The organism is Sulfitobacter sp. L-8, assembly GCF_056859255.1.
In genome coordinates this window covers 1-6,858 of sequence record NZ_JBSXOD010000012.1, presented here as the reverse complement: position 1 = coordinate 6,858, position 6,858 = coordinate 1, and the positions used below count along the sequence as shown (strand labels likewise).

Here is a 6,858-nt window from a genome sequence, read left to right as displayed (position 1 = left end):
TCATCTGACCAACGGCGGCGACGGCCAGTATCAGAGACCGACAAAACTTGAATGCGGGGGGTGTCTTCGTGTGCGTCCATAAGGACACTCGATAAACGATCTCACAGCCCAGCAGCCAGACGGCCCTCGGCGGAGGTTTACCTCAATTTTTTGTCTTTCCGATCTAAAATTTGTCCTAAAATACAGGCCCGGCTCTTAGCTCCAAGCTCAGGGGAAGGCCCTTAACTTGTCAAACATGATCTATGACTTAATCCGAAGCCTCCGGACAAAGCCGTGATCTGGCACGCGGTCGAAGACATCGAAGCTCGGCTGCGCTTTGGGCTGCCATACGCGCCCAAACTCGACTGAGCACGATACAGGAGTGGCCGGAAAGACAGACAGTTCGACTTCACTGCCATGCTGGTTCTGTATCTCATCGAACGTGCGCCGAACGATCTCCCGGAAACGTTCGAGATCGGCTTTGTGCCTGATAATCCCGGCGCGGTGCAGATCGCTACTGATTTCCCAGATCGACACGTCCGGCCCTAAAGCCTCCACTACAGCCGCGTCGCTGACTTCGTTGGTTATGGACAACTTCAGAGCAACCTTCTTGGGGCCAGGTGCACCACGGTGTCGGGTGAAGTGAACCTCTTCACGATTTTCTGGCCAAGACCACTGCGCGGGTTCTCTCTGGAGTTCGTAGACATCGGCGATCGAGATGTCAGAGAGCAGCCGCCCCAGTTCCATCAGCAAAGGGATCGGAGCAAGGCCGAACACGGAAAGGTGGCGGATATCGCTATCCTCGAAGCGACCATGAATCTTGGATGCGAAGTCGGCGCGGAGGACCTCAGGCTGAACGATCCAGTATGTAGGGTCTGTATCCTTGTAGTGCATACCTTTAACTTTGATCTCGATAGGCCTCGCCTCGGCAGGTGTCCGTTCTGGCAAGATGGCCGTCACGCAATCATCAAAAGGAACCGCCGTCTCATTAGGGCCGATCGGCGCGCTAAACTGGAGTATGTGTGATCGGCTGTTCGGACCAGCGGACAAAACCATGTCGACCCAGGCTTCATGATCGCGCTTCATCTGTCGCAGTCGATCTGCCGGATAGTCGTTTGGATTTTCGCGGTCGACCTCACGATGGCAAGCATCGCAGAGCAGCATCACATTGGTATAGTCATTTGCCAGTATCGGAGACAGATCTTCGTCCCCTCTGGGGCCCTTCACGCTATCTGCGATGATATGGGCGACATAGCCCTTGTTCGCACCAAGGTTGCCGGACACCAGATGGCCAATCAGTGGTTCGTTGCAGTTCTCAAACTGACACCTTCCAGCAGATTGTGCCCACACGATCCGCCTGGTTTTCTCACCCAAGTTTCGAGTTCCGTTCTTGCTCATATTTTTCCTCAATGCACGCGCCTAAAAGGCCGGTTTTTATGAATTCGTTTTTGTATCTCGCGGGGTGACGGCATAGGCGTCAGGTCAATCAACCGACGCAGCCAAGTCTCGGCCGTCTCTGGGCTTACCTGGGACCAGAATTTTTCAAGTGTGGCCCCACAACACTGCGTTGCTGTGAGCCCGGCGCCGCACGGGCAAGGGGCATCCATATCCAGCAGGTCATTGCTAATTCTCTGTGTCAGGACGTTCTGCACCTCGGTCTTCCTTGCCCGACACCCCATGAATTCAGCCACCGCATCAATCCAGCCGTCGGCGCCGTGATCCCATTCATCGAATGGCCAAGCCTCACCTTTTTGTCGGAGCAGCTGACTTAGAAAGAAGTTCCTCAGCGGTCCCTCTACGAAGGCACCGATCGTCGGGTCTTCTTGGGTCACCATCCATGTTTCAAAAACTGTGATGCAGCAGACGCCAGTAGGCGAACAATGGAAGGTGTCGCGCTTTGGAATGCTGTCATCCAGCATCGTCACTTTAGGCTCTGTGAGCGGGTAGTCGGCCGGAACCTCGATCCGAATACGGTGCTCTGCCAGTGGGCCACGGTCACGATAGGCCGGTAGCTTTGCCAAGAGCAGGTAGACACCCTCAACGACGACCGCCTCATCCTTGATTGAGATATCCAGGAAAGGCTGATCGACATAGAGGGCATCTCTGACATCACGCAGAAGGCTTTTCACCTCATCACTCACCGGGGTACCAAGGCTTTGTCTGGTTTCCAGATGAATGCACTGCGGCAGCCTCTTCGGCGGCGACTGCTGCACTTGTAGCCACAGCCGCCGCTGTCAGGGCCATCATCGGAGCCACCTTACTGATGGTTTCATTCGTCATGCTGTCACGGAAGGCAGGAGGAATGGCGTCAAACCGGCTACCGGCCAAGTAGGCAAGGATGTCTTGACGTGCTTTCCCGATCCAGCGTTCAAAGTTCTGGCGCTTGATCGGCTTCTCTTGCCACTTGTCGGCAAAGTTTTCCGCTGGATAGGATGGGTTCGAAATCACCGGAACGGGGCCAAGCTCCTCCACCGTACGCTGCATTTTCGGGAGAATGTTCCGGAGCGTGTCTGAGATCGTCAACTCTCCATTGTAAGATGTTGCTGCCAACGTTGCGATGATGATTGAGATCGGCTTGTGATCATCGCCATCAAACATCACGTCCCGATGCCGTTTCAGCAGCTTAATTGCATCCTGAAGAGGCGTCTGGACCTTGTGGTTCGGAAAGTGTTCTACGGAGGCAATGACTTGGCCAGAAGCCATCATCTGCATGCGCTTCTGCTCGAGAATCTGACGCTGACGCAGACGGAACCAACGAAGGTATCCCTTGGGATTGCTGACGAGCCATTCTGAGCCGCGGGTGTGATAGCCGTCATGCTTCTTGTCTGTGATGCTGATCGCCGTATCAGTATACGAGCGCACACCATCAAGGTTGTAACCGGCGGAAACGAGAGAAGCGACGTAGCTATTTGTCCCTGGGATACTTGGGAGAATATCCATGTGGAAATCTGCCTCGTCGGCATACTCCATGGTCCAGCAGCGCCGTCCGTCCTGTGGTTTCTGGTTCATATGGTACTTTGTGGCATAGGCCCTGATCTCGAAGCCTACCAAGCTCTTGAGTTCAGCCTGCGACATCTGGTTGTGGTCACCATTTTCGAGCTCGCAAACCACATCGACATCATAGGCGTCGTTATCTCCGATGGGCCGAATAACAGTCCCCAGTGCGAAAGAGCCTTGGGCCGAAATCTTCGGCTTCAGCGCACGAACCTTAGACTCTGGTCGATCGAGCCAGTCCCCGATTGAGTGATACCTATCCCTCGCTTTTTTATCATAGCTTTGCGGGATGGAAATTTCTCGGACAATGGCCCGGAGGGCCTCCTCTTTAGAGGTAATCTGTCTGTCTTTCGGTATGTTCATGCGCTGCCTTTCTCTGCCGTGCGTTTTGTCACCATATGATACAGAGGCCTGCCAATAGGCCCTCGTTATGGTATGCGCTTGGGAACGTATGCCCCGGACATGCGAGCTGAACTTTTTTGTCCGGCGCTTTGGTTCTCGGGCGCACATACAAATAGAGCGAACAAGGACGGCCTATGGACCAGGTGACAAGCCAGCGACAGTTTCACACCATCGATGAGTTCAAGGCCGCGCTTTCATTGACTGAAGCAGAGTGGGCTAAGCTTAAAGGTTTGGCGCGCAACCGCTGCCGTGTTGGCCGACCAGGCGAAGAAGAGGAAGTTCTCCAAGATGCCATCTATCGCGTGCTTGAAGGAAAACGTAAGTGGCCGAAAGGACTGAACCTTTATGCATTCCTTTCTGGGGTGATGAAGAGCATCGTATCAGAGCAATCCAAGATCGGCTTCAGGCGCAATGTGGATCGAGACATCGATAAAGCTGCCAATATTGTATCAGAAGACACCAGTGCAGCAGACCTCGTCCTCGAAACGGAAATCGTGACGCATGTCATGGCGCTGTTTGACGGAGATGATGATGCAGAGGCCTTGGCAGAAGGGATTATGGATGGCTGGGAAAAGCAAGACTTACTCAGCCTCTTTGACGGCGACACGACCCGCTACGAAACTGTGCGCAAGCGTTTCAAAAGGAAAGTAAATGCGCACCCAGAACTCAAGAGTATGATCCATGGTGAATGACAAAATGTCGAAGCTCGATCGTCTCGAGGAGGCGATCAACGATGATATTCTGGCGATGACGCCAGAGGAGGCGCTCGAAGAGGCTAAGGCCGATGGCGAAGATACAGCTGCCTTTGCTCAAAGAATGGATGCTTGGCTTGAGACAGCGTTTGCTCAGGCAGGTGTATCGCGCCTAAGAGACGCGCGCGTAGCTTTGGAGCGTGATCAATCCAAGACGAATATTGTTCCGATGAAGCGGAGCGACAGCCAACCCCGCCCTGAAAGCTTCATCCCAGACACGATGGCAGCTCGCAATGGCAAGAAACTGTCTGAGCGAGACAAGGATGCTCTCGACGAAGATTTTGATGAGCTGTTTGATGATGACGCTTGGAATGATGATCAGGACGAGACTGATAAATGACGCACCAACCCCGGACCGCAGAGAAGGTGATAAAATCTCTGTCGATTAGCGACCCTGGGGCGATTGATCTTGAGGCCATCGCCTGGCTGAGCGGAGCGAAAGTCAAATATCGAGAACTCGATGGGTGCGATGCTTGCATTGCCGGCCGAGCTGATGTCGGGCGAGCGATTATTTCTATCGACAGTCGTAGTATGGCTCGTCGTCAAAGATTTTCGCTTGCACACGAGATCGGTCATTGGGAGTGGCATAGAGGCCACCAGCTGATGTGCAGTAAAGATGATATCGGGGGCAGCGGGAAATCCCGCGGCTTGTCGAAGGAGGCTGCAGCAAACCGTTTTGCGGCTGAACTTCTCATGCCCAAGTTCATGCTTAAAGATGCCATCCGCGACTTTGATAGGCTCAATATGCGAACGGTCAGAGAGATGGCGACCCATTTCGACGTCAGCTTGACTGCGATGGCCTACCGGTTGGTCGAGAGTGATTTCCACCCATCTCTTTTACTTGCATATGGTAAAGATGGACGGCGCTGGTTTATTCGCTCGAAGAGCATCGATGAGAAATGGTTCCCAAAGAACACCCTCGACCGCGAAAGCAGCGCCTATAGCATCCTCTTCGAAGGTGCTGAAGATGACGGACATATGTCCACGATTGATGGTGATACCTGGTTCGATGTGGGATGGGCGGACCAAGTAGAGCTGGGCGAGCAATCCTTCAGGACGCAAGATGATGAAGTGGTAACTCTACTTGTCGCTCGAAGCGACAGAATGCTTGCTGATTAAGCGATCAGAGAACGTCTTTTCCTTCATAAAATATATCGGTATTTTTTGTTATGAGGGATAATAATCTTTTAATTTCACTTCGTTGAAGTATTATTGCCTCGGTTAAGGTTTCTGGTAATATTGGTCGGTCGCAAATACAGGGCATGGCTTGAAATGAAAAACTTGGTAGGAAATCTCCAGGAGCACCTGGCTGCCGTCATCGAGGGCTCTGATGACGCCATTATTACAAAGAGTCTCGACAGCGTAATCCAAAGCTGGAATCCGGGCGCGGAGCGTCTTTTCGGCTATAAGGCAGAGGAAGCTGTAGGTCAGCCTATCACAATGCTTTTCCCCGATGATCGTATCGATGAAGAAGCAGGTTTTATCGCTCGGTTGCGCCAAGGTGAGCGGATTTCCCATTTTGAAACCATCAGGAAGCGTAAGGACGGCACGCTCGTTCCGATCTCTCTGACCGTTTCGCCAGTACGTGATAACGACGGAAATATCGTAGGTGCATCGAAGATCGCCCGCGACATCACGCTGCAGCGTGAGGCTGACGAGCGGCAACATCTTCTTCTAAGGGAAATGCACCACCGTGTTGGAAACTCTTTTGCCGTCGCCGGGAGTCTTCTCTCAATAGCAGCGCGGCAAGCAAATAGCATCGAAGATCTCGTTGCGGGAATGCGGCAGAGATTTCAGGCTTTGGCGGCGGTTCATTCGAAGGCCGTCAGCGACCCTTCTGGCGATGGGCCCGAAGGCACTAATCTGGCCGACCTTACTCAATCTCTTCTAAAGCCATTCACCGAGGGCGCGCCGATCCAGATGGATTTACCCGAAATCCATATTTGCCCTTCCGCGATCACGCCACTTTCACTCGTGTTTTTTGAACTCGCTACAAACGCCGTAAAATATGGAGGGCTTTCAGAAATGGGAGATGGCCTCTCAATCCAAGCGGAAACGTTGGAAGACCGGTTATTCATTCAGTGGAAAGAATTCTGCCCCTCTGTGCCACCTTCTGCCGATCCAGACCGTATAGGATTTGGCACGCGCATGTGCGACAGCACTGCTTCTTCCTCTCTTGGTGGCACCATCACGCGAGACTTTTCTTCCAAGGGCATGATCGCAACACTCGATCTGGATTTAATGTGCGTTGCGGGCTCTCAGACGCCGATGATAGATGACGAGACCGTCCTTGTTGGCTGACGTTGGCAGCTGCCAACATCACCTCGCCAACGAAGGCTTAACTCTCCAACGTTGCGACCATTTCGCGCAATTGAGGTAAGGAAACCGGGTTCTCCGGATAGACCAGATCAGAGCGGATCTCTTGAACGACACCGCGTAGGACCTGAGTTTTCTTCAGCCCAGATATTTTTGTGAGCTCAGTGAACTCCTTCTCAAAATTACGGGACACTTTGAACGACAGGCGTTTGCGAGGAATCTTAACATTTACTTTCGGCTTCGCAGCCTTGGCCTCCGAAAAGAGTTGCTTAAGTTGTCCGCCCTGAACAACCATCAAGACATTGATAACGAATGATTAAGTGGTGATTTTAATAGCCTTTTTCTGCAGTGTTTTATACTATCGCGTTGAAAACCCTGCAAATTGGTCTGGCCATGAAGCACCGTAATCGCACCC

The 6,858-nt window shown here is 52.7% G+C and carries 7 protein-coding genes; 4 read left to right on the top strand and 3 right to left on the bottom strand.

From position 1 onward, the window contains the following. Positions 1-240: 240 nt before the first annotated feature. The 3 genes from AC13DE_RS00520 to AC13DE_RS00510 are packed head-to-tail and all read right to left on the bottom strand — an operon-like array spanning position 241 to position 3,336. On the bottom strand, positions 241-1,377 hold the full coding sequence (locus AC13DE_RS00520; protein WP_446313997.1) for an SAVED domain-containing protein: 1,137 nt from the start codon (positions 1,375-1,377) through the stop codon (positions 241-243). 8 nt (positions 1,378-1,385) lie between these two features. Beyond that, positions 1,386-2,120 carry a ubiquitin-conjugating enzyme family protein gene (locus AC13DE_RS00515; protein WP_483046673.1) on the bottom strand — a complete coding sequence of 245 codons (735 nt, stop codon included), beginning with the start codon at positions 2,118-2,120 and terminating at the stop codon, positions 1,386-1,388. Then, positions 2,113-3,336: a nucleotidyltransferase domain-containing protein gene (locus AC13DE_RS00510; protein ID WP_483046672.1), complete on the bottom strand. Its 1,224-nt coding sequence runs from the start codon at positions 3,334-3,336 to the stop codon at positions 2,113-2,115. The genes AC13DE_RS00515 and AC13DE_RS00510 overlap by 8 nt, the downstream gene beginning before the upstream one ends. A gap of 173 nt (positions 3,337-3,509) precedes the next feature. On the opposite strand from AC13DE_RS00510, the gene AC13DE_RS00505 reads away from it, so the two are divergent. The 4 genes from AC13DE_RS00505 to AC13DE_RS00490 all read left to right on the top strand — a co-directional run bounded on the left by AC13DE_RS00505 (position 3,510) and on the right by AC13DE_RS00490 (position 6,428). After that, positions 3,510-4,067, top strand: coding sequence for a hypothetical protein (locus tag AC13DE_RS00505; RefSeq protein ID WP_446313996.1), 558 nt, complete (start codon positions 3,510-3,512; stop codon positions 4,065-4,067). Between the two features lie 4 nt (positions 4,068-4,071). Continuing rightward, on the top strand, positions 4,072-4,467 hold the full coding sequence (locus AC13DE_RS00500; protein ID WP_237274055.1) for a hypothetical protein: 396 nt from the start codon (positions 4,072-4,074) through the stop codon (positions 4,465-4,467). Continuing rightward, positions 4,464-5,246 (top strand): ImmA/IrrE family metallo-endopeptidase, encoded by a 783-nt coding sequence (locus tag AC13DE_RS00495; RefSeq protein ID WP_446313994.1) that lies wholly within the window; start codon positions 4,464-4,466, stop codon positions 5,244-5,246. Before AC13DE_RS00500 ends, AC13DE_RS00495 begins: the two co-directional genes overlap by 4 nt. 153 nt (positions 5,247-5,399) lie before the next feature. Next, positions 5,400-6,428 carry a sensor histidine kinase gene (locus tag AC13DE_RS00490; protein ID WP_446313993.1) on the top strand — a complete coding sequence of 343 codons (1,029 nt, stop codon included), beginning with the start codon at positions 5,400-5,402 and terminating at the stop codon, positions 6,426-6,428. The last annotated feature ends 430 nt before the right edge of the window (positions 6,429-6,858 follow it).

What these genes read in the sequence shown, in the direction of transcription:
- AC13DE_RS00520 (WP_446313997.1), bottom strand. Translation starts at nt 1,377, where the DNA reads ATGAGCAAGAACGGAACTCGAAACTTGGGTGAGAAAACCAGGCGGATC.
- AC13DE_RS00510 (WP_483046672.1), bottom strand. Translation starts at nt 3,336, where the DNA reads ATGAACATACCGAAAGACAGACAGATTACCTCTAAAGAGGAGGCCCTC.
- AC13DE_RS00505 (WP_446313996.1), top strand. Translation starts at nt 3,510, where the DNA reads ATGGACCAGGTGACAAGCCAGCGACAGTTTCACACCATCGATGAGTTC.
- AC13DE_RS00500 (WP_237274055.1), top strand. Translation starts at nt 4,072, where the DNA reads ATGTCGAAGCTCGATCGTCTCGAGGAGGCGATCAACGATGATATTCTG.
- AC13DE_RS00495 (WP_446313994.1), top strand. Translation starts at nt 4,464, where the DNA reads ATGACGCACCAACCCCGGACCGCAGAGAAGGTGATAAAATCTCTGTCG.
- AC13DE_RS00490 (WP_446313993.1), top strand. Translation starts at nt 5,400, where the DNA reads ATGAAAAACTTGGTAGGAAATCTCCAGGAGCACCTGGCTGCCGTCATC.